16 protein-coding genes are annotated in these 20,866 nt (G+C 67.4%); 8 read left to right on the top strand and 8 right to left on the bottom strand.

The window, feature by feature from the left end; genetic code table 11:
- The first annotated feature begins 7 nt into the window (after positions 1 to 7).
- From G6N09_RS13320 to G6N09_RS13330, 3 genes are all read left to right on the top strand, one after another.
- Positions 8 to 835 carry an acyl-ACP desaturase gene (locus tag G6N09_RS13320; protein WP_083027031.1) on the top strand — a complete coding sequence of 276 codons (828 nt, stop codon included), beginning with the start codon at positions 8 to 10 and terminating at the stop codon, positions 833 to 835.
- A 192-nt stretch (positions 836 to 1,027) separates the two neighbouring features.
- Positions 1,028 to 2,335, top strand: a complete 1,308-nt coding sequence (locus G6N09_RS13325) for an RNA 5'-3' helicase PhoH2 (protein ID WP_083027030.1) — start codon at positions 1,028 to 1,030, stop codon at positions 2,333 to 2,335.
- A 61-nt stretch (positions 2,336 to 2,396) separates the two neighbouring features.
- Entirely contained in the window at positions 2,397 to 3,203 is an 807-nt protein-coding gene (locus G6N09_RS13330) for a polysaccharide deacetylase family protein (protein WP_234807073.1), read from the top strand.
- Positions 3,204 to 3,205: 2 nt separating this feature from the next.
- Here G6N09_RS13330 and G6N09_RS13335 read toward each other — a convergent pair whose 3' ends face one another.
- Complete coding sequence (locus tag G6N09_RS13335) at positions 3,206 to 3,808, bottom strand: hypothetical protein (protein ID WP_133053097.1); 603 nt, start codon at positions 3,806 to 3,808, stop codon at positions 3,206 to 3,208.
- A gap of 162 nt (positions 3,809 to 3,970) precedes the next feature.
- Here G6N09_RS13335 and G6N09_RS13340 point away from each other — a divergent pair, with 162 nt between their 5' ends.
- A complete protein-coding gene (locus tag G6N09_RS13340; RefSeq protein ID WP_083027027.1) occupies positions 3,971 to 4,927 on the top strand; it encodes an oxygenase MpaB family protein in 957 nt (318 codons plus the stop codon).
- A 13-nt stretch (positions 4,928 to 4,940) separates the two neighbouring features.
- A complete protein-coding gene (locus G6N09_RS13345; RefSeq protein WP_083027026.1) occupies positions 4,941 to 5,528 on the top strand; it encodes a TetR/AcrR family transcriptional regulator in 588 nt (195 codons plus the stop codon).
- On the opposite strand, the gene G6N09_RS13350 is transcribed toward G6N09_RS13345, so the two are convergent.
- The 3 genes from G6N09_RS13350 to glpX are packed head-to-tail and all read right to left on the bottom strand — an operon-like array spanning position 5,485 to position 9,299.
- Positions 5,485 to 6,834, bottom strand: a complete 1,350-nt coding sequence (locus tag G6N09_RS13350; protein WP_083027025.1) for an MFS transporter — start codon at positions 6,832 to 6,834, stop codon at positions 5,485 to 5,487. The genes G6N09_RS13345 and G6N09_RS13350 overlap by 44 nt on opposite strands.
- 13 nt (positions 6,835 to 6,847) lie before the next feature.
- Positions 6,848 to 8,242 (bottom strand): class II fumarate hydratase, encoded by a 1,395-nt coding sequence (locus G6N09_RS13355; RefSeq protein ID WP_083027024.1) that lies wholly within the window; start codon positions 8,240 to 8,242, stop codon positions 6,848 to 6,850.
- 25 nt (positions 8,243 to 8,267) lie between these two features.
- On the bottom strand, positions 8,268 to 9,299 hold the full coding sequence (gene glpX / locus G6N09_RS13360; RefSeq protein ID WP_179959833.1) for a class II fructose-bisphosphatase: 1,032 nt from the start codon (positions 9,297 to 9,299) through the stop codon (positions 8,268 to 8,270).
- A 65-nt stretch (positions 9,300 to 9,364) separates the two neighbouring features.
- Between glpX and G6N09_RS13365 the strand changes: the two genes are divergently transcribed.
- Positions 9,365 to 9,994: a DUF4245 domain-containing protein gene (locus G6N09_RS13365; protein ID WP_083027023.1), complete on the top strand. Its 630-nt coding sequence runs from the start codon at positions 9,365 to 9,367 to the stop codon at positions 9,992 to 9,994.
- An 18-nt stretch (positions 9,995 to 10,012) separates the two neighbouring features.
- Here the strand turns inward: G6N09_RS13365 and G6N09_RS13370 are convergent, their stop codons facing one another.
- The gene (locus tag G6N09_RS13370) at positions 10,013 to 11,152 is read right to left on the bottom strand and encodes an AI-2E family transporter (protein WP_083027022.1); all 1,140 of its coding nucleotides are present in this window, start codon (positions 11,150 to 11,152) and stop codon (positions 10,013 to 10,015) included.
- Positions 11,149 to 12,189: an NAD-dependent epimerase/dehydratase family protein gene (locus tag G6N09_RS13375; RefSeq protein ID WP_083027021.1), complete on the bottom strand. Its 1,041-nt coding sequence runs from the start codon at positions 12,187 to 12,189 to the stop codon at positions 11,149 to 11,151. Before G6N09_RS13375 ends, G6N09_RS13370 begins: the two co-directional genes overlap by 4 nt.
- A gap of 139 nt (positions 12,190 to 12,328) precedes the next feature.
- Here G6N09_RS13375 and G6N09_RS13380 point away from each other — a divergent pair, with 139 nt between their 5' ends.
- On the top strand, positions 12,329 to 15,481 hold the full coding sequence (locus tag G6N09_RS13380; protein ID WP_083027020.1) for an adenylate/guanylate cyclase domain-containing protein: 3,153 nt from the start codon (positions 12,329 to 12,331) through the stop codon (positions 15,479 to 15,481).
- 10 nt (positions 15,482 to 15,491) lie between these two features.
- Positions 15,492 to 18,110, top strand: coding sequence for a helix-turn-helix transcriptional regulator (locus tag G6N09_RS13385; RefSeq protein WP_083027019.1), 2,619 nt, complete (start codon positions 15,492 to 15,494; stop codon positions 18,108 to 18,110).
- A gap of 27 nt (positions 18,111 to 18,137) precedes the next feature.
- Here G6N09_RS13385 and G6N09_RS13390 read toward each other — a convergent pair whose 3' ends face one another.
- A complete protein-coding gene (locus tag G6N09_RS13390; protein ID WP_083027018.1) occupies positions 18,138 to 19,436 on the bottom strand; it encodes an acyltransferase in 1,299 nt (432 codons plus the stop codon).
- Positions 19,437 to 19,442: 6 nt separating this feature from the next.
- On the bottom strand, positions 19,443 to 20,789 hold the full coding sequence (locus G6N09_RS13395) for a cytochrome P450 (RefSeq protein WP_083027017.1): 1,347 nt from the start codon (positions 20,787 to 20,789) through the stop codon (positions 19,443 to 19,445).
- Positions 20,790 to 20,866: the final 77 nt, after the last annotated feature.

Consider the following 20,866-nt stretch of genomic DNA (forward strand, 5'->3'; position numbering starts at 1 on the left):
TACTTTCATGGCTGAACGTCCCGTTGCTAATGCACTGATCCGCGAGCTGGAGCCGGTGGTCGACGCGAACTTGGTCCGGCACATCGACACGGTGGACCCGTGGTACGCCCACGACTACGTGCCCTTCGAGCAGGGCCAGAACTTCGCCTTTCTCGGCGGCAAGGACTGGGACCCCTCGCAGGTCAGCCTGCCCAAGGTGATCACCGACGCCTGCGAGGTCCTGCTCGTGGAGAAGGACAGCCTGGCCGGCTACCACCGTGAGCTGGTCGAGCACTTCATCCTCGAGGACAAGTGGGCCCGCTGGATCGGCCGGTGGACCGCCGAAGAGCACCTGCACGCCATCGCGCTGCGCGAGTACCTGATCGTGACCCGCGAGATCGACCCGGACGAGAACGAGCGGGTCCGGATGGAGCACGTTCAGAAGGGCTACCGCTCGGACCGCTACAGCCAGGTCGAGACGCTGGTGTTCATGGCCTTCTACGAGCGTGCGTGCGCCGAGTTCTGCCGCAACCTCGCCGACCAGACCGAGGAGCCCGTGCTCAAGGGTCTGATCGGCCGGATCGCCGCGGATGAGGAACGCCACGAGGAGTTCTTCGCAAACCTGATCGTGCACTGCCTGGACTACGTGCACGACGAGACGGTTGCGGCCATCGCGGCTCGTGCCGCCGAACTCAAAGTCGTCGGCGCCGACATCGATGGCTACGCCGACCGGCAGCCCGTCATCGCCGAGGCGGGCATCTTCGGTCCCGAGCAGTTGCGCCGGGTGATCTCGGATCGGATCAGCGCGTGGGGCCTGGCCGCACACCCCGACCTGAAAGCCTTTGTCGTCGGCTGAGAACTCCGGCGCGCCTGCCCAGCGCGCTCCCGCAGACGGGGGTACCGTCGCAATCGATGGCTAGCCCAAGCTTCGCTGTCTCATCGGCACCACCGGTCGTGATTACGACAGGACCGGCCCCGGTCCTGTGCCCGTGCCCCCCGTCGAACTGTTCGCGCGGGGTCGCGCGTGCCTTCACCGCTGGAGCGCCTAGTGCCTGAAATTCGGACGTACGTGCTCGACACCTCTGTGCTGTTGTCGGACCCCTGGGCCTGCACCCGGTTCGCCGAGCACGAAGTTGTCGTCCCATTGGTGGTCATCAGCGAGTTGGAGGCTAAACGCCACCACCACGAGCTGGGCTGGTTCGCGCGCCAGGCGCTGCGGCTCTTCGACGACATGCGACTCGAGCATGGCCGCCTTGATCAGCCCATTCCTGTTGGCACACAGGGCGGCACGTTGCACGTCGAGCTCAATCACAGCGACCCTGCTGTGCTGCCGACCGGGTTTCGGACCGACAGCAATGACTCGCGCATCCTGACCTGTGCGGCCAATCTGGCCGCCGAGGGCCGCAAGGTCACCCTGGTAAGCAAGGACATTCCGCTGCGGGTCAAGGCCGCCGCGCTGGGCCTGGCCGCCGACGAATACCACGCCCAGGATGTGGTGGTCTCCGGCTGGACCGGGATGGACGAGGTCGAGTCTGCGGTGGAGGACATCGACGCCCTTTTCGACGAGGGTGAGATCGACCTGGAGGCCGCCCGGGATCTGCCGTGCCACACCGGGATCCGGTTACTGGGCGGCAGCTCGCATGCCTTGGGCCGGGTCAACGCCGCCAAGCGCGTGCAGTTGGTCCGCGGGGACCGCGAGGCATTCGGCCTGCGCGGACGTTCCGCCGAGCAGCGGGTGGCGCTGGACCTGCTGCTCGACGAGTCGGTGGGCATCGTCTCGCTGGGCGGCAAGGCCGGTACCGGCAAGTCGGCGCTGGCACTGTGCGCCGGCCTGGAAGCGGTCTTGGAGCGCCGCACCCAGCGCAAGGTGGTGGTGTTCCGCCCGCTCTACGCCGTCGGCGGTCAGGAGCTGGGCTATCTGCCCGGCAGTGAGAGCGAGAAGATGGGGCCTTGGGCCCAGGCGGTGTTCGACACCCTGGAGGGGCTGGCCAGTCCGGCGGTACTTGAGGAAGTGCTGTCGCGCGGCATGCTAGAGGTGTTGCCACTGACCCACATCCGGGGCCGGTCGTTGCACGACTCGTTCGTGATCGTCGATGAGGCGCAGTCGCTGGAACGCAACGTGCTGCTGACCGTGTTGTCGCGGCTGGGCACCGGGTCGCGGGTGGTGCTCACCCACGACGTCGCTCAGCGGGACAACCTGCGGGTCGGCCGGCACGACGGCATTGCGGCGGTGATCGAGAAGCTCAAGGGCCACCCGCTCTTCGCTCACATCACCCTGCTGCGCAGCGAGCGGTCACCGATCGCCGCGCTGGTGACCGAGATGCTCGAGGAGATCAGCGGCCCCGATCTGCACTGAGATTCCCCGGTAGGCTGCCGGGGTGCGGTTAGTAGCAGGGACGGTCGCGACCGTCGCAGCAGTGCTGATCGGGGCCTGCGCCGCCCCGCCGCACCCGGCAGCAGCCGAACCTGTCGACTGCGCCGTGGCCAAGTGTGTGGCCCTGACCTTCGATGACGGGCCATCGCCCTATACCGATCGGCTGTTGCGGATCTTGAACGACTCGGGTGCGCGCTCGACGTTCTTTCTGATCGGCAACAAGGTGGCGGCCGACCCTGCGGGCGCCCGCCGGATCGCCGAGGCCGGCATGGAGATCGGCAGTCATACCTGGGAACACCCGAACATGACCACCATCCCCGCCGCGGATGTGCCTGCGCAGTTCTCGAAGGCCACCGAGGCGATCCAGGCCGCCACCGGCGTCACGCCCACACTGTGGCGCCCGCCCGGCGGGCTCACCGATGATGCGGTCAATGCGCAGGCCGCGGCGGCCGGGCAGGCCGCCATCCTGTGGGACGTCATCCCGTTCGACTGGATCAACGACGCCGACACCAACGCCACCCGCTACATGCTGATGACCCAGATCAAGCCCGGCTCGGTGGTGTTGTTCCACGACACCTACTCGTCCACCGTCGATCTGGTCTACCAATTTCTCCCGGTGCTCAAGGCCAACGGCTACCACGTGGTCACGGTCAGCCAGCTGCTCGGCCCGCGTGCGCCGGGCAGCGTGTACGGGGGCCGGGAGAACGGGCCACCGGTCAACGAGCTGCGCGACATCCCGCCCGCCGACATCCCGGCCCTGCCCGCGACTCCGTCGCCGCCGCCGATGCCGAACCTGCCGATCACCGACATCGCCGGGGCGAATTCGGGGGGACCCAATAACGGGGCGTGAGCCTACGGGATGAGGCTGGCCAGAATCCCGCCCAGATCCGGGAGGCTGGCGTCGGGGTCGAATGCCGCGCCGACGTCGACCACGGACGTCAGGTCTAGGCCCGATGTCAGTGCCCCGGGATCGAGCATCGCAGTCACGTCGTGGATGAGGCTGCTGGGATCGAACGCCACGGCTGCCTCGGCTGCGTCGGCGAACTGCGGGCTATCGAAGCTCGGCGCGATCTGCGACCACAGATAGGCCAACAGCAATGCCCCCGGGAACGCCACGAACAATCCGAGGCCCCAGAGCAGTGGACCGATCAGGGGAAGTTCTTCGATTGCTCCGATGAGGTCTAGCCAGGCGGCGGACCCGGCGTCGGGATTGAACAGGTCGGCCCAGAACAGTTGCCAGAACTCGGGGTCGAGTAGCGCCAGGGTCGCCTCGCTTGTCGCCGCGTCAGCCCACGTGCCGTCGACCAGGCCGGCGAGATCGCCGGGGACTTCGGCCGCGGCGAGGGCAACGGCGGGCTGCAGCACAGCGGGTGCGGCTATCGGCGTGACGGAGATCAGACCGCCACCGAGCACGGCGACACCGGCCGTGGCAAAGGGACGCAGTGTTAATCGCATGGTCAGCTCCTTCGAGCGGTTCCGCCTCATGATGTTGGGAACACAACGACATGCTCGCTCGCCGGAGCCGCGACGGCCTCAGTGGTGCACTACTGCATCTGCGATCCTTGACACCTTGACACAAAAAACTATTCTTTGTGTCAAGCCAGCCGAGGAGGCCACATGACCGCAGTGACCAGCAACGTCACCCGCATTGCCCCGACCGCTCGGATACGGCCCGAGGTCATGGCCCAGTTCCGCCGGCACTCCGGCAGCGTGTTGTCGGGCCTGTTCGGCGCCGCAGCTTTCGACGAGGTGGCGTTGGTGCCGGTGGCCGCCGCCGTCGACAAGACCGGTCGCTTCGAACGTAACTTCACCGACCGCGCCATCCGCAGCGGATTCTCTGCGCTGCTTGCCATCTGGGGCGATGCCGAGGACCGCGCCGCCGAAGGCGAACGACTCAAGCGGATGCACCGCGACGTGCACGGCCACGGCAAGGGGGAATTCGCCGACGTTCGCTACAGCGCACTGAACCCCCGCCTGTGGAACTGGATCGCGATCAGCGGCATGTTCGTGACGCTCAATTCCTTCACCCCCGTCACCGGCATCGCCTGGAATGACGCCGAACGAGAGGCCGCCTACCAGCAGCTGATCGAGGCTTTTGGGGCCCTTGAGCTGCCCGGCAAATCCGGCAAGTTCCCCGCCAGCTATGCCGCGGCCGCCGCCTACTACGACGAGATGGTGCACAGCGACCTGGCGGCCAACCCCTTCTTGGATCGCGTCACCGCCGGTCTGGGACGGCTGCCGCTGCCCTCGGCGCTGCCGGCGCCGGTTCGGGCCGCGGCCGCTCCGCTGTGGTCGGTCCTGAGCGCCGGGGCGGGACGGGTGGTGAAGATCTGCTCGTTCGGGATCATGCACCCGGGCGTGCGGGAGCTGACCGGCTTCCGGTGGGAACCGCGCCACGACGCCGAATTCGCCTTCTACACCCAGCTTGTGCAGATGGCGTGGCGGGTCCTGCCGGATCGTGTGGTGCTGGTGCCGCTGGCCTATAACCGGATGCAGTACGAGAAGCTGGTCAAGATGCATCGCTCGGTCGCGCTGGACTCCTTCGCGCCGCCGGCCGGCTGTCCGATGCGATGACGCACTGGCCCCGATGACAGCGCGACGCAACACCGCCAGCCCCGCCGAGCAGGAGGCGGCCATCCTCAAAGCGGCCGCCGAGGAAGTCGGTCTGGTGGGGGTGGGGCGCGCGAGCCTTGATGTGATCGCCCGCCAGGCGGGGGTCAGCCGCAGCACTTTGTACCGGCGCTTCCCGACCCGCGACGCGTTGATCACCGAGCTCGGGCGACAGGCCTTCGACAACGCGATGCTTCAGCTGCGCACCGTCGCCGTGGACTCCGGCCCGCAAAACGCTGCGGTCGCGGCGTTTCGGGCCGGATTGCGGGTGCTCATCTCCGACCCGGTGGTGCGCAAGCTGCTGCGGCTCGATGCCGGGGTGCCGATGATGGCCGGGATGTACCGCGAGGTCGAGGTCTTCCTGGACAGTGCCTCGGGGGCCATGGCCAAGGCGCTGCGCGCCGCCGGAGCTACCATGCCCGACGAGGAATTGGTGGCCGCCGCCGAACTGCATGTGCGCCTGGCTGCTTCGATCGCTCAGGTGCCCACGTCGGTGCTAGACCCGGGCGATGAGCAGGCGGTCAGCGCGTATGCGACAAAGTATCTGGCCCCGCTGATCTGGTAGCCGCCGGAGCGGAACCCAGCAGGATCACCACCGCGGCCGACGCCAGCGAGAAGGCCCCCACCACCCACAGCGAGGCGTGGGGACCACCCGTCAGGTCGTTGAGCCATCCGGTGACATAGGGGCCACCGAAGCCGCTGATGTTGCCCAGCGAATTGATCAGCGCAATACCGCCGGCTGCCGCGGCCCCGGTGAGAAACGTCGAGGGCAACGCCCAGAAGACCGGCATGGCGCACATGATCGAGCACGTGGTCAACGTGATCGCGACCATCGCCAGATACGGGTTGGCCATATACAGCGCCGCGGGGGTACTCACCCCGCCGACGATCGCCGGGATCGCCACATGCCAGACGCGTTCTCCGGTCCGGTCGGCGTGGCGGGCCCAGGCCACCATGACGATCGCTGCGACGGCGTAGGGGATGGCGGTCACCAAGCCTCGCCCGATGATGCCGAGGTGGGTGTCGTACTGCTGCTGAAAACCCGCCACGATGGTGGGCAGGAAGAACCCGACGGCATACAGCCCGTAGACGATGCCGAAGTAGATGAACGCCAGGGCCAGCATCCGTGGGTGGCTGAGCGCCTTGCGCAGCGGCCAATGCGCAGCGGCCTCCGCCGTCGCCCGCTCAGCCTCCAGCGTGGTCTGAAGCCACTGCCGTTGCTCGGCGCCGAGCCAGCGGGCCTGGGCGGGACGGTCGGTCAGGTAGAACCAGCACACGAACGCCAAGGCGATGGCGGGAAGTCCCTCGACCAGAAACATGAAGCGCCACCCGGCCAGCCCGAGAACGCCGTGGCCCCAGTCGATCACCAGTGCCGAGATCGTGGAGCCGATCGCGGTCGAGACCGGGACCGCCACCATGAACAACGAGACCGCCCAAGCGCGCTGCTTAGCCGGAAACCAGAATGTCAGGTACAAGATGATGCCGGGAAAGAAGCCGGCCTCGGTCACCCCGAGCAGAAATCGCAGCACCACCAGGGTGTGGGCGTTGGGCACGAAAGCGATTGCGGTGCTGAAGATTCCCCAGGTCAGCATGATCCGGGCCAGCCAGCGTCGGGCGCCGAACCGGTGCAGGGCGATGTTGCTGGGCACTTCCAGGAACAGGTAGCCGAAGAAGAAGATCCCCGACGCGAACCCGAACATGGTTGCGCTCAGGCCCAGCTCGGCATTCATGCCGTTGGGTCCGGCGAACCCGATATTGACCCGGTCCAGATAGTTGATGAAGTAGAGCAGCGCCAGAAACGGGATGAGCCGGCGCGTCACTTTCGTGATCGTCGACCGGCCCAGCTCCGATACTGCGGACTCGGGGTTCATCCGCGGCGGCGGTTCAGTCCTTCACCTTGGCCATGGCCAGCACGTCGAGGCGGCGGTCCAGCTCTTCCTCCGACAGATTCTCGCCGATCAGGCCGCGGTCGATCACCGTCTGACGGATGGTCTTGCGCTCCTTGAGGGCCTGCTTGGCCACCGCGGCGGCCTCCTCGTAACCGATCGCGGAGTTCAGCGGGGTCACGATCGACGGGCTGGACTCGGCCAGCTCGCGCAGGTGCTCCTCATTGGCGACCAGTCCGACGATGCAACGCTCGGCGAACAGGCGCGAGACGTTGGACAGCAGCGTGAAGGACTCCAGCGTGTTGCGGGCCATCATCGGGATGTAGACGTTGAGCTCGAATGCGCCGTTGCCGCCGCCCCAGGCGATCGCGGCGTCGTTGCCGATCACCTGCGCCGCCACCTGGGTGACCGCCTCGGGCAGCACGGGGTTCACCTTGCCCGGCATGATCGAGCTGCCCGGCTGCAGGTCGGGAAGCTGGATCTCGGCCAGCCCGGTCAGCGGGCCCGAGCCCATCCACCGGATGTCGTTGGCGATCTTGGTCAGCGACACCGCGATGGTGCGCAGCGCACCCGACGCCTCAACCAGGCCGTCACGTGCCGCCTGCGCCTCGAACGAGTTCGCCGCGGTGCGCAGCTCGGTGATCCCGGTCTCGGCCACCAGGACCTCGACCACCTTGGCGCCGAAGCCGTCGGGGGCGTTCAGGCCGGTGCCGACGGCGGTGCCGCCGATTGCCAGCTCGCCCAGGCGGGGCAAGGTGGCCTGAACCCGCTCGATACCGGCGGCGATCTGACGTGCGTACCCGGAGAACTCCTGGCCCAGGGTCACCGGGACGGCGTCCATCAGGTGGGTGCGGCCCGACTTCACCACCGTGCGCCACTGCGCGGCCTTGTCGGCCAGCGCCTCATGCAGCACCTGCAGCGACGGAATCAGGTGGCGCACCGCGGCCTCGGTGGCCGCAATGTGGGTGGCGGTCGGGAACGTGTCGTTGGACGACTGCGACATGTTCACGTCGTCGTTGGGGTGCACCGTGACGCCGTTGGCCGCCGCGATAGAGGCGATCACCTCGTTGGTGTTCATGTTCGAGCTGGTGCCCGACCCGGTCTGGAACACGTCGATCGGGAACTGGTCGTCGTGCTTGCCGTCGGCGATCTCGGCGGCGGCGGCCTTGATGGCGGCGGCCTTCTCCGGGGCCAGCAGGCCCAGGTCGGCGTTCACCTGCGCACAGGCGCTCTTGAGCAGCCCGAGCGCCCGGATCTGGGTGCGCTCCAGGCCGCGACCGGAGATGGGGAAGTTCTCCACCGCGCGCTGGGTCTGCGCGCGCCACAACGCGGTGACCGGCACCCGGACCTCGCCCATGGTGTCGTGTTCGATGCGGTATTCGATCTCGCTCATAGCTTTTCCGGTCCTCGCTAGACGGTCAGGGCAGGGGGTAGGCGGCGTGAGAGTCGCCGGTGAAGTCGACGGCCGAGTACTCGTTGAGCTTCGACAGCCGGTGGTAGGCCTCGATCATCCGGACGGTGCCGGACTTGGAGCGCATCACGATCGATTGGGTGGTGCAGCCGCCGGGGTAGTAGCGAACCCCCTTGAGCAGGTCGCCATCGGTGACACCGGTGGCGCAGAAGAACACGTTCTCCCCGGAGACCAGGTCTTCGGTGGTCAGCACCGCGTCCAGGTCGTAACCGGCGTCGAGCGCCCGCTGCCGCTCGGCGTCGTCGGTGGGCGCCAGCTGGGCCTGGATCGCCCCGCCCATGCAGCGGATCGCGGCCGCGGCGATGATGCCCTCGGGGGTTCCGCCGATACCGGCCAGCATGTCGGTGCCCGAGTCCGGCCGGCACGCCGAGATGGCGCCGGCCACGTCGCCGTCGGTGATCAGGCGAATGCGCGCCCCGGTGGCGCGCGCGTCGGTGATGAGCTGCGCGTGCCGGGGCCGGTCCAGGATGCACACCGTCATGTCACGGGCGGTCAGGCCCTTGACCTTGGCGACAGCGGCGATGTTGTCCGCGATCGGCTTGGTGATGTCCAAGACGTCCGCGGCTTCGGGGCCGACGGCGATCTTGTTCATGTAGAACACCGCCGACGGGTCGAACATCGCGCCGCGCTCGGCCACCGCCAGCACCGAGATCGCGTTGGGCATGCCCTTGCTCATCAAGGTGGTGCCGTCCACCGGGTCGACCGCGAAGTCGCAGTCCGGGCCGTCGCCGTTGCCCACCTCTTCGCCGTTGTAGAGCATCGGCGCGTGGTCCTTCTCGCCCTCGCCGATCACCACGACGCCGCGCATGGACACCGAGTTCACCAGCTCACGCATGGCGTCGACGGCCGCGCCGTCGCCGCCTTCCTTGTCGCCGCGGCCTACCCAGCGGCCAGATGCCATGGCACCGGCCTCGGTCACCCGCACCAGCTCCATGGCCAGGTTGCGGTCTGGAGCTTCACGTCGCGTGGGTCCCGTCATGCCAGTCACGGCTGATGATTCTCCCAGAGCCGGATCAGCAGTATTGAGCTGGGATACTGGCTCCCGTGACCAACGAGCCCCAGCCGGCGCCCAAGCCCGCCAAACCACGCATCTTGCAGGACTGGCGCGACATGTTCTGGTCGCTCGTTCCGCTGGTCCTGGCCTGCGTGGCGCTGGCCGGTCTCGCCGGAACCTGCGCCTTTCGGCCGGGAGGGGTCACCGCGGGGCCGGTGCCCGCCTATGACGCAGTGACAGCGCTGACCGCCGACGCGCAGACGTTGGGGTTCCCGGTGCGCCTGCCCAAACTGCCCGAGGGCTGGCAGCCCAACTCCGGCAGTCGCGGCAGTATCACCGACGGGCGCACCGACGCCTCGGGCCAGCGATTGCGGGCGGTCACCTCGCGGGTGGGCTATGTCAGCCGGTCGGGCAGGTACATCAGCCTGACGCAGAGCAACGCCGACGAGGTGGCCCTGGTCTCCTCGATCCGGCCCGGCCTGCATCCCACCGGCAGCGAGGACGTCGACGGCACCCGTTGGGTGGTCTACGGCGGTGAGGGCGATCCGGTGTGGACCACCCGGCTGGCCGGAAAGTCGGGGGCGGCGCAGCTGGCGATCACCAGTGCGGGCGACGCGGAGGTGTTCCGCACCCTGGCTGCGGCCGTGCAGTCACAGCCGCCGCTGCCGTCGACCCGCTAGCCGCCGGGCGTAGTTTTCCTAGTCCGCGTTGGCCCGGGCGAGGAAACGCGGCAGCGGTATTCGCCGGCGCGCCTTGGGTTCTTCGTCGGGTTGCTGCATCTCCACGCCGTGGTAGACCGCCAGATACACGTCGATGGTGGTGACGATGATGATCATCAGCACCGGACCGATCACGATGCCCCAGAAGCCGAACATGCCGATTCCGGCAAAGACCGCCAGCAGCATCAGTGCCGAGTTGAGCCGGGCATCGCGTGGCACCAGCATGGGGCGCAGGAAGTTGTCGATGTTGGTCACCACGATCAGGTGGAAGAAGAACACGAACAGCCCGCCGGGAACGTTGCCGAACAAGGCCATGCCGATGCCGAACGGCATGGTCACGATGCCGCCGCCGAGTGGGATGATCGACAACGCCGTCAGCAGGATCGCGAAGATGAAGAAGGCCTGGTGAAAGCCGGCGATGTAGATGGATGCGGCACCGCTGACCCCCTGGCAGAACGCGATCACGAACTGTCCGCCGACGGTGCCGCGCACCATCGAGCCCATCTTGGCCAGGTACAGGTCGGTGGCCTCGGCGCCCAGCGGGTTGAGCCGGCGGATCAGCGTGTGCAGCTCTTCGCGGTGCGTCAGCATCGCCAGGAACACGTACAAGAAGATGATCGCCGAGGTGATCGCGCCGACCGCGCCGCCGACGGCGCCCTGCAACACGTGCAGCAGCAGCTCTCCACCCTTCTGCGCCACCGTGACCATGGCCTGGCGCAGTGACTCCATAGTCACCTCGACATGCACGAACGGCAGCCGGGTCAACGTGCCGTTGACGAATTTCAGCGCCTTGTCGCCCAGCACGGTGGGGTCGGTGGCCTGCACCCATTCAGCGACTTCACCTGCCGTGCGGGAGATCTGCGCCACCGCCAGGAAAACCGACACACCGACCGGCACGATCACCGCGAACAGCGCCGCCAGCAACGTGACGGTGGCCGCCAGGCCGGTGGGCAGCCGTCGTCCCAGCAGACGAAACAGTGGCGTGAACAGGTAGGCGCCCACCGCGGCCACCACGATCAGCACGAAATAGCCCCGGAGAAAGTACGCGCCGAAAGCCAGTGCGAGCACGGTGAAGACGGCCAACGCGCGCCGCTGAGTGGGGGTGAATTCGGATTTCACGGGCGCGGCTCATTCCATTTGTCGGCGATAGCCCGCCAGGGGTCGGCGAACTGCTGTCCGGTGCGGTGATAGGGGGCGCGGCTTCGCAATACGGTCCGGGACAACGGCGCCACCATCCGCAGCAGGCCGCGCAGCGCTCCGGCTCGGGTAGCCGTCTCCGCCAGCATGTCCGGCCAGGAGTGGTGCTGAAAACCCAGTGCTTCCTGGGCGCGGCTGGAATCCATCCAGTCGGTGGTGAACCAGTCTTCGTCGTGATCGGGATTGCCGGGCAACCCGGTGGGCAGACCGTTGACCAGCCCCATGGCAGCGGCCATGGTCGGTGCGACATCGCCTTGAATCTGACGGTGCGAGTCGTCGCCGCCGATCAGCAGGGTTTCACCGACGACGGGCGCGGTGGTGGCTGCGGCGAAGGCCGATGCGACATCGCGGACGTCGACGGTCTGCAGCCTGCCGTCGATGGGGAGCAACTGTTCGAAATAGAGGTTGTCGAGCTTCATATAGGCGCCGGGATCGACGGTGATCACCCCACCCAATCGCAGGATCACCCAATCCAACGGGGAGTCGCGCACCAACTTTTCGGCCTGAAGTTTCTGATCGCCGTAGACGTCGGCGGGATGTGTCGGGGTGTCGGCGCTCAGCAGGCCGGAAACCGTGTGTGGGTTGCGTGACCCGTACACCGCGATGCTGGAGGCCTGCACGAAGCGGGTTCCGGCGGGGGCAGCTGCCAGCAGATACCCGGTGGCATCGACGTTGACGCGCCGCGCCAGGTCACGGCGGGTGTAGATGAACGGCGGGATCACCGCGGCAAGGTGGATGATCGCTGCGGGCCGCACAGCCTCGACCAGAGCGTCCACTGCGGCCGGATCGGTGAGATCGGCATAGCGCACCTGCACCGACGACGGCAGGGCCGCGGCCGCCTTGCGGTGGGCCCCGATGTCGAGGTCGGTGGCCACGACGTCGCGGCCGTCGGCCGCCAATTGCCGTACTACCGCCGAACCGACCAGACCGAATGCGCCGGTGACCAGGACTGCGTTCATGAGCCTCCTCGGTTGTTGATTTTGCATTAAACAAATCAACCGTGTGGCGCTGCGGGCCTATTCTTTTCCGATCGGGTGAAATCCCGGATCGGCGGCGTGACGATGGGCGCGACAATCAGGTGCCAGGGGTAGTGATTCCATGACCACCTGCATCTCGTGCGGCACCGAATTGTCGCAGCACGCCAAGTTCTGCTCCGAATGCGGCGCATCGGTCGCGGTGCCTGCGCCCGCCGAATACAAGCAAGTCACGGTGTTGTTCGCCGATGTGGTTCATTCGATGGATCTTGCCGCTGAGGTGGGCGCGGAGCGGTTGCGCGAGATCATGGCCGAGCTGTTCGACCGGTGCAACGCCGTGGTGCGGCGGTATGGCGGCCGAGTGGAGAAATTCATCGGCGACGCAGTGATGGCCGTGTTCGGTGTGCCGCTGGCGTTGGAGGACCATGCGGTGCGGGGATGTCTGGCCGCGTTAGAGATTCAGCAACAGGCCCAACAACTGGCGGCCGAACTCTCTCGCGCCGACGGTGTCGACCTGGCGCTGCGGGTGGGACTGAATTCCGGCCAGGTGGTCGCCGGAGAGCTCGGCTCGGCCACGCAGAACTACACGGCGATCGGAGAGGAGGTCGGTTTCGCGCAACGGATGGAGTCGGTGGCGCCGCCCGGGGGTGTGATGCTCAGCGAATCGACCGCCCGGCTGGTACACCACGTCGCGGTATTGGGCGAGCCCGAGCTGGCTCGGATCAAGGGCGTCGATGAGCCGGTGCCGGTGCATCGGCTATTGGGGATGTCCCCGGAGCGCCGGCACACTCCGCGCCATGATCCGCGGCTGGTGGGTCGGTCCTGGGAGATGGGGGCACTGCAGGGCATTTTGGACGAGGCGATCGCGGGTAACGGCTGCGTCGTCGGGTTAGCCGGTCCACCGGGAATCGGCAAGAGCCGCATCGCCCGCGAGGTCAGCGCCGCGGCGCGCAGCCGCGGTGTTGAGGTGTTCGCCGTCTACTGCGAGTCCCATGCGCGCGAAATCCCTTTCCACACGGCGATTTCGCTGCTGCGCACCGCGCTCGGGATAGCGGACTTGGACGACGAGGCCGCGCGCGCTCGAGTCGAGGAGAGCGCTCCTGGCGCGGATCCGGAAGACCTGCTGCTCTTCGAAGATCTGCTCGGTATTCGGGGTGGGGCGCAGTTGTCTGCCATCGATCCCGATGCCCGTCGGCGCCGGGTGACACGGTTGGTCAACCTGGTCTCGCTGGCGCGCACCACCCCCGCGGTCTATGTCATCGAGGACGCGCATTGGATCGATGAGGTCAGCGACGCGTTGCTGGCGGATCTGCTGAGCGTGACGTCGCAGACCCCCTCGCTGGTGCTGATCACCTACCGGCCCGAATATCACGGGGCGCTGAGTCGGACGGCGAGCTCGCACATCATCAACCTGGGGCCGTTGAATGCGTCACAGACGGCTCAACTCGCCGCGGATCTGGTCGGGTCGGACCCGTCGGCGGCACCCCTGCGCGGGCGGTTGGCCCAGCGGGCCGCCGGAAACCCGCTGTTCGCCGAGGAGATGGTCCGCGACCTGGCCGAGCGCGGTGTGCTGACCGGCTCGCCCGGAAACTATGCCTGCGCCCTCGATCATGCCGACCTTGTTGTGCCGGCTACGGTGCAGGCCACCATCGCTTCCCGCATCGACCGGCTTGACCCGGCGGTCAAGCGGACCCTGCAAGCCGCTGCGGTGATCGGATTGCGTTTCGACGCCGACCAGTTGGCGTTGCTTGATGGTGAGGCTCAGCTGAACCCCCTACTCGCCGCGGAACTCATCGATCGAGTCAGGATCGCCCCGCGCGCCGAATATGCCTTTCACCACCCCCTGATCCGCATCGTCGCCTATGAGTCTCAGCTCAAGGCCAAACGTGCGGCGCTGCATCGGCAGTTGGCTGCCGCGATCGAGGAACACCACGCGGATGCCCTCGACGAGAACGCCGCGCTGATCGCCGAGCATCTCGAGGCCGCCGATGATCTGCAGGCCGCGTTCGGCTGGCACATGCGTGCCGGAGGGTGGGCGCAGAACCGCGACATTCGCGCCGCGCGGCTGAGTTGGGAACGCGCCCGAGCGGTCGCCGACCGGTTGCCCATCAATAACCCTGGCCGGTCAGCGATGCGGATCTCTCCGCGAACCCTGTTGTGCGGCAGCACCTCGTGGGTCAGCGGGACCGTCGCCGACACCGGATTCGATGAACTGCGCGAACTGTGCACCATGGCCGGCGACCAGGTGTCGCTGGCAGTCGGTATGGCAGGCTTGATGACGACGCTGATCTTCCACAGTCGCTACGTCGACGCCTCACGGGTGGCTTCGGACTGTGTCCACCTGTTGGAGTCGATCGGAGACCCGGATCTCATGGTGGCGCTGGCCATCGCGCCGGGCAACATCAAGATCCAGGCCGGCGAGGCAGTCGAGTGTCTGCGGTTGGCCGACCGCATCATCGAGTTGGCCGAGGGCGATCTCACCAAGGGGAATCTGCTGATCGGTTCGCCGCTGGTGATCGCGCTGATGTTTCGCGGCTCCTGCCGATACTGCCTGGGGTTGCCCGACTGGAGAGCGGACCTCGACGAGGCGCTGGAGCGGGCCCGTGAGGTGGACGTGCGGACCTTTGTCACCGCCGTACTGGCCAAGTACGGCTTTGCGATTCACTCCGGGGTGCTGCTTCCCGACGCGGCGGCAGATCGGCACACCGCGGAAGCACTGGCGAGGGCGGAGCATTCCGGCGACGACTACGCGGTGGACACCGCACTGCTGACCCGCGGACTGGTGCTGGTTCGGCAGGGCGGCGCGCAACGCGAGGCCGGGATGGCATTTCTGGCCGCCTATCGTGACGCCTACCTGCGGCACGGGTATGTACAGGACAGCGTGCGCTTCTACGACACCGAGCTTGCTCGCGAGCAGGCCCGTATCGGTGACGTCGACGCAGCGATCCACACCGCACGCGCCGCCGTGGATTACCTGTTCGACGTGGGAGACATGATCGCGCGTGGCGAGGCCGTCCGAGTCTTCGTCGAGTCACTGCTGCAGCGCGCCACCCCGGCAGACCTGGGCGAAGCGCAGGCCGCCGTTGACCGACTGGCCTCGGTACCCACAGATCCCGGGTATGCACTGAACGCGATTCCGCTGCTGCGCATGCGTGCCCTTTTGGCCCGCGCCCACGGCGACGATGCCGGCTACCGCGAAAATGCCGCCCGCTACCGTGCGCAAGCCGTCGATGCCGGATATGAGGGGCACATCGCCCTGGCGGAGGCGATGACGTGAGGCGGCCACCGTGAGTCTGTCGTGGCCGCTCACCGGACGCTCGGCAGAGCTGCAGACCCTGCAAACAGCCCTGGCGACTCCCGAGACGTCCGGCGTGCTGGTGTGTGGTGCGTCAGGGGTGGGCAAGAGCCGGATCTGCCGCGAGCTGCTGGCGGTGGCCGCGCCCCAGGGGCAGGACCTGCGCTGGGCGATGTGCACCTCGTCCGCGCGAAACGTTCCACTCGGGGCGTTCGCCGCATGGGCACCTACGGGTGTCACCGACACGGTGCAGCTGATCCGCGGTCTGATCGAAGCCCTGACCGCCGCGCCGTCGGGTACTGCGGTGGTGGGCGTCGACGATGTGCACCTGATCGATGACCTGTCGGCCTTCGTGGTCCATCAGATCGTGCAACGTGGCCTGGCGAAAGTGATCCTCACCCTTCGTGAGGGCGAGTCCATTCCCGATGCCGTGCGCGAAATCTGGACTGCCGGCCGTTTCGAGCGCCTGGATCTGCAGCCGTTGTCGCTCAACGAGACCGCCGGTCTGCTGTCGGCGACATTGACTGGTTCGGTGGATGCCCATGCCGCTCAACGGCTGTGGAAGCTCACACAGGGCAATGCGCTGTATCTGCGTAGCATCGTCGAGCACGAGCTGGCCGAGGGGCGCATGGTGCTCCGGCGCGATCAGTGGTGCTGGATCGGGGAACCGACCATGCCCCCGAGTTTGGCCGGATTTCTCGAACCGCGGATCGGGTCACTGCCCGGGCCGGTCGGTGACGTGGTCGATCTGTTGGCGGTCGCGGAACCGATCGAACTCGGGGCGCTGTCGCGCATCGGCGACCCCGCCGCGGTGGAGGAAGCCGAGGTACGCGGGCTCATCACGATCGAGTCCGGTGAAGGCGGTGCGCAGGTGCGGCTGGCGCACCCGTTGTACGGCGAGATCTGCCGCAGCCGCGCCGCCACCACCCGGCTGCGCAGGCTGCGCGGCCTGGTCGCTGCCGAACTCGCGGCTGACGAGGACCGCGACGACATCGCAGCACTGGTGCGTCGCGCCACCTTGACCCTTGAATCCGATCTCCCGCCGGACGCGGACCTGTTCACCCGGGCCGCCAGCGGCGCGGTCTGGCTCGCCGATCTGGTCCTCGCCGATCGACTCGCGCAGGCGGCCGCGCGTGCGGGCGCCGGGCCGGAGTCGAGTTTCGTCTCCGCGCATGCACTGTCGTGGCTGGGGCGCGGGGAGGAAGCCGACGCGCTGTTGGCCAAGGTCGGAACCGGCGACCTCGATCATCGCGACCGAGCCAGGCTGGCGTTCCTGCGCGCCAGCAATATGCTCTGGGCGCTGGGCGAACCCGCGCGCGCCAAGGACATCATCGATGCTGCCTCGGCCACCGTGCCGTCACCAGCCCGCAGCTATATCGACGCCTTTCTGGCGGTGTACTGGTTTGCCACCGATGATCTGGATTCGGCCCGACAGGCCTCGGAGCATCTGGATCTGGAGGACCTGCCGCCGGTGGTGGGCGCCGAAATCGCCTGGGTGCTCAGCGCCATCTCCGCGGATGCGGGCCGCGCCACCGATGCCCTGACCGCCGCGGACACGGGGTACACCATCGCGGCCCGCTCCTTGGACGCCCCGCAGATGATGTTCAACATCGCCGATGCCCACGTCAGTGCGCTGATGTGGGCGGGACGGCTCGACGAGGCCGTTGAGGTGGCGGAGCGGGTGCGCCGGCAGGCTGCCGACCTGCCGGGTGCGGCCCAGCTCCTGGGCGCCGCGATCGCGGGCCGGGCGGCGCTGGGGGCCGGCTGTGTCGACTCGGCCGATCAGCTGTTGGAGCAGGTCGCGCTGGCCTTCTCCGAGCGCGGCCATGGCAGCGGCTGGGGATACCGGTATCTGCTGCCGCGGATCACCGCACTGGCCCTGCGTGGTCGCATCGACGCCGCGGCGACCGCGCTGGACAGTCTCGATACGGTACGGCGGCGCTTCCGGTTGCTTGACCATGAGCGGAGCCTGGCTCGAGCTTGGGTGGCCGCCGGCCAGGGCGCAGTCCGGGAGGCGATCACCGTCCTGCGGTCGGCGGCCGAGGCGGCCGCGGCCAAAGGACAGTTCGCGGCGGAAGTGATGTGTCTGCAGACCGCCGCTCAGTTCGGGGACAGCGCCGGTGCCGCCCGGCTACGTGAGCTTGAAGCTGTCGTCGAGGGGCCGCGGGTTGGTCTGGCCGTCCGGTTCGCCGCCGCGCTACGTGATGGAGATGCCGCGGAATTGGCCGCGGTGTCGCTGGACTTCGAGCGCATCGGGGATCTGGTCGCGGCGATCGATGCTGCCGCCCAGGCGGCGATCGGCTACCGCCGCAAAGACCTACGGGGAACAGCGTTGGTCTGCGGAACCCGCGCCGCCGCCCTGGCCGAACAGTGCGGTGGCGCGAGCACGCCGGCGCTACGTCAAGCCGCGCAGCCCTTGCCGTTGACCGAGCGCGAGCAGGAGATCGTGATGTTGATCAGCGCGGGGTTGTCCAATCGGGAGATCGCCGAGCGGCTGACGCTGTCCGTTCGCACTGTCGAAAGTCATATCTACCGGGCCATGTTGAAAACGGACACCAACGGCCGCGACGAGCTCGCCGCTCTGCGACCGCACCGCCGAAGCGATTCCTGATTCCGGTCAGCGGTGAACCCGACGGATTCATCGCGGGAGGACGTCACCGGCACACCGGAACCGGTGCAGGTGTTCCCGAACAGCGGGGCTGGACATGGCCTCGAATTCTCTGGGCGGCAACGACATCTGAAAGACCAACCCGTGACCGTCGGCCCCTTCCATCAGGGCGCCGAGGCCCGCAACCGGCAACCTCATCAACGGGGTGCAGTAATACGGCCAGGTGTCTTCGAAGTGGATGCGATAGACGCCGAAGCCGCTCCAGTTCGTGATGATCGGATTCCACTGGACCGGATCGAAGGCAGCGGAGACGCAGCGGGCGGCCCGCCAAGAACCGGCGGCGTCGAAGAACTGTTGGTTGATCCGCATGTCGCAGTGCTCGTCGGAAAAGTGGTCCACACTGTGGCGGATGCGTTCGGCGATGGCACTGGCGGCCTCTCCACGTCGCAGGTCCAGGTTGAGCGTCGTAAGGATGTTGCCGGCGAGCATCGGATCCAGGCCGCACCGCTTCCGGGTGTTCACGGCGATCGCGAGCCTGCGACGATCCACCACAGGATCGGCCCTCATGAGCGATTCGGACATGTGAGCGCACACAACGTCGTTGGCCGACAAACGCATCCGGCTGCCGTAGGCGCCGGGCATACGAGCGATCTCGTCGTCGGTGAAGTACAGATTCAGAGTCCGCTGCGAGCGAGCATCCTTTGCCAGGTAAAGCCCACTGCGGGCGAGTTCTGCCCATCCCAGACAACGCACCCCGGGCTCCCGAGCGCCGTCGGTGGGCAGGTGTTCGTCGAGATAGGCGGCGCGGTCTTCCACGATCAACGGCTCTGCGACCGGCCTGCCCGCAGCGGCAGCGACCCACGCGTTCATGAAGTGCATCGCCGTCTGCATGTCGCCGATCGTGTGGTGCCAGGAAAATCCGATCGCCGCAGCCTCGTTCGCGAGATGGGTGAGGCGCACCTTGCACAAGGGACCTCGCACCCATCGCGCTGCGGGGCCGTTGACCGGGTCGATGAGCCAGCCTCCGCTGTCCTCTGATGCCGAACGAATCGCCTGCCGCAGCGTGCGTCCAGAGGACACGGTGGTGAAGGGCACCCCCTGCCCCGCGCAACGGATTCGCATCCTGCCGTGGCTCATGGCCAATCGCCCCGCGAAGAGGGGAAAGCTGTCGAGCACCTGCGCAAAGGCGCCGGTGAGCGCCCGCGCCTCGAGCCGCCGGGGGAAGAAGAAGACAATGTGGACGGCCAGGTTCGCGACGATCGCATCGCCGACGTTGCAGCGGATGTCGAACCGTTGTGGGTGACGTGGCTGGATGAGCTGGGTCGACATGATGGTCTAGGTTCGCCGGCTCACCGTTACGCGGGCGCCGCGTAGGGGAGTGTGCGCGACTCCGCGAAAATACGACTTCTCGTCGGCGGCGGCGTCGGTCTGGATCGAGAAGTGCCGGAGCACCGTCCGCAGCACGACATCTATCTCGGCGACCGCGAAATCAGCACCGAGGCAGCGGCGTGCTCCGCCGCCGAACGCCAGCCATGCCGGCGCGACCGGCCTGGTGTCGAGGAATCGAGACGGGTCGAATGTTTCCGGATGCGGGAAGATCTCGGGATTCTCGTGCAGATCAGCGATACGCACGAGCACCGTGCGCCCCCGCGGAATGCGCCATGGCCCGAGGTCGAAGGTCGACGCGCTGACCCGGCGGCCGATCACGTCGACGACGGTGCGTACCCGCAGCACCTCCCAGATTGCGGCCCGGCGAAGTTCGCTGCCTCCGTCATCGGCCTCCCTGACCAAGTCGGCCAGCACCGCGGGGTGACGTCGCAGCCTCTCGAACGTCCAGCCCAATACCGTTGCCGTGGTCTCATGTCCCGCACCGATGAAGGTCAGCAACTCGTCACAGAGTTCACGGTGCGGTATCGGCATCCCGTTGTCGTGGCTGCCGCGCAGCAGCATCGCCAGGATGTCCCGGCGCTCGGCGAGCTGTGGATCGGCATCGGCCTGCGCGATCAGGGTGAGCATGATCCGGTCGATCGCCGCGCGGTACCTGTCCAACCTGGCCCACGGTCCGTGACGACCGGCCCACCCTGGCGGTGCCGGCACAAAGGCCATGACCTGTCCCAACCGCATATAGGGCGGGACGATCTCGCGGAGTGTGTTCCGCTCCGCGGACGTGGCCCCGGCTGACCCGAAGATGGCCCGCAGGATCACGTTCAGCGTGATTCTGCTCATCGGCTCGAGAATCCGAAATTCTTCTCCCTCAGGCCAGTTCGCGCACTCGCGCAGTGTCTCCTCCGCGATGACCTGCTCGTAGTTATCGAGGCTGCGGCCGTGCAAGGCCGGCGCCAGCAGCCGGCGCCGATCGTGATGCCGGTCGCCGTCAAACCCGAAAACGGATCCGGGCCCGAACCAGTTGCTGAGGTTCGGTTGCACGTTGACCAGCTGTTCGGTGCTCGCGGTACAGACCGTTCGCACCAGGGCTGGGTCGGAGACGACCACGGATCGGCCAAAGAAAGGGATGTTGATCTCGAAGACCGGTCCGTGCCGCGCGGCCCAATGCCGCATCGCCTTGCGACGGAAGAAGGCGAATCCGATCCCCTGCACGAGCCGCGGCAGGCGAACCGACGGCGGGTTTCTGCTCTGCGCCGTCGCTTCTTCGTCGGAGTGGACCGATGCCAGATCGGTCATGTCTTCCTCCCACGGTGTTGTGCTGCGGCGCCCAGAAGAATCGTCGCGCCGGCGCCACCGAACGCGCTCAGTAGTGC

It is taken from the genome of Mycolicibacter minnesotensis, from assembly GCF_010731755.1.
In the GTDB taxonomy this organism is placed as follows: domain Bacteria; phylum Actinomycetota; class Actinomycetes; order Mycobacteriales; family Mycobacteriaceae; genus Mycobacterium; species Mycobacterium minnesotense.

Coding starts and splice junctions, on each gene's coding strand:
- G6N09_RS13320 (WP_083027031.1), top strand. CDS start 8: ATGGCTGAACGTCCCGTTGCTAATGCACTGATCCGCGAGCTGGAGCCG.
- glpX (WP_179959833.1), bottom strand. CDS start 9,299: ATGACGGGACCCACGCGACGTGAAGCTCCAGACCGCAACCTGGCCATG.
- G6N09_RS13345 (WP_083027026.1), top strand. CDS start 4,941: ATGACAGCGCGACGCAACACCGCCAGCCCCGCCGAGCAGGAGGCGGCC.
- G6N09_RS13340 (WP_083027027.1), top strand. CDS start 3,971: ATGACCGCAGTGACCAGCAACGTCACCCGCATTGCCCCGACCGCTCGG.
- G6N09_RS13355 (WP_083027024.1), bottom strand. CDS start 8,242: ATGAGCGAGATCGAATACCGCATCGAACACGACACCATGGGCGAGGTC.
- G6N09_RS13390 (WP_083027018.1), bottom strand. CDS start 19,436: ATGTCGACCCAGCTCATCCAGCCACGTCACCCACAACGGTTCGACATC.
- G6N09_RS13380 (WP_083027020.1), top strand. CDS start 12,329: ATGACCACCTGCATCTCGTGCGGCACCGAATTGTCGCAGCACGCCAAG.
- G6N09_RS13375 (WP_083027021.1), bottom strand. CDS start 12,189: ATGAACGCAGTCCTGGTCACCGGCGCATTCGGTCTGGTCGGTTCGGCG.
- G6N09_RS13395 (WP_083027017.1), bottom strand. CDS start 20,789: ATGACCGATCTGGCATCGGTCCACTCCGACGAAGAAGCGACGGCGCAG.
- G6N09_RS13335 (WP_133053097.1), bottom strand. CDS start 3,808: ATGCGATTAACACTGCGTCCCTTTGCCACGGCCGGTGTCGCCGTGCTC.
- G6N09_RS13350 (WP_083027025.1), bottom strand. CDS start 6,834: ATGAACCCCGAGTCCGCAGTATCGGAGCTGGGCCGGTCGACGATCACG.